A 1,004-nucleotide genomic window follows, 5' to 3' on the forward strand; every position below is an offset into this window, starting at 1 on the left:
TTGATGTTGTCACCTGGCATTACCATTTCTACGCCTTCTGGTAATTCGATAGTACCAGTTACGTCAGTTGTACGGAAGTAGAACTGTGGACGGTAGCCTTTGAAGAATGGAGTATGACGACCACCTTCATCTTTGCTCAGAATATATACTTCTGATTCGAATTTAGTGTGTGGCTTGATTGAACCTGGTTTTGCCAGTACTTGTCCACGTTCGATTTCTTCACGTTTAGTACCACGCAGAAGAACACCAACGTTCTCACCTGCACGACCTTCGTCAAGTAATTTACGGAACATTTCAACGCCAGTACAAGTTGTTTTAACTGTTGGTTTGATACCAACGATTTCAACTTCTTCACCAACTTTAACAACACCACGCTCAACACGGCCTGTTACTACTGTACCACGACCTGAGATTGAGAATACGTCTTCGATTGGTAACAGGAATGGTTTGTCAATTGCACGCTCTGGTTCTGGGATGTATGAATCCAGTGCTTCTGCTAATTCAACAATTTTTGCTTCCCACTCTGCTTCGCCTTCCAGTGCTTTCAGCGCTGAACCACGGATAACTGGAGTGTCATCACCTGGGAAATCGTATTGAGACAGAAGTTCACGAACTTCCATTTCTACTAATTCTAACAGCTCTTCATCATCAACCATGTCACATTTGTTCAGGAATACGATGATGTAAGGAACACCAACCTGACGACCTAACAGGATGTGCTCACGAGTTTGTGGCATAGGACCATCAGTTGCAGCAACAACCAGAATAGCACCGTCCATTTGCGCAGCACCAGTGATCATGTTTTTAACATAGTCGGCGTGACCTGGGCAGTCTACGTGTGCGTAGTGACGAGTTGGAGTGTCATATTCTACGTGTGAAGTAGAGATGGTGATACCACGTGCTTTTTCTTCTGGTGCGTTATCGATTTGATCGAATGCACGAGCAGAACCACCGTAAGTTTTAGCTAAAACTGTAGTGATTGCAGCAGTCAGAGTTGTTTTACC

Annotated in this window: 1 protein-coding gene; it reads right to left on the bottom strand. The window is 44.3% G+C overall.

What is annotated here, in order from left to right; genetic code table 11:
• A partial coding sequence (gene tuf / locus B6258_RS13555) for an elongation factor Tu (RefSeq protein WP_099075713.1) occupies positions 1–1,004 on the bottom strand: 1,004 nt, incomplete at both ends.

It is taken from the genome of Proteus alimentorum, assembly GCF_002607735.1.
GTDB classification, from domain to species: Bacteria; Pseudomonadota; Gammaproteobacteria; order Enterobacterales; family Enterobacteriaceae; genus Proteus; species Proteus alimentorum.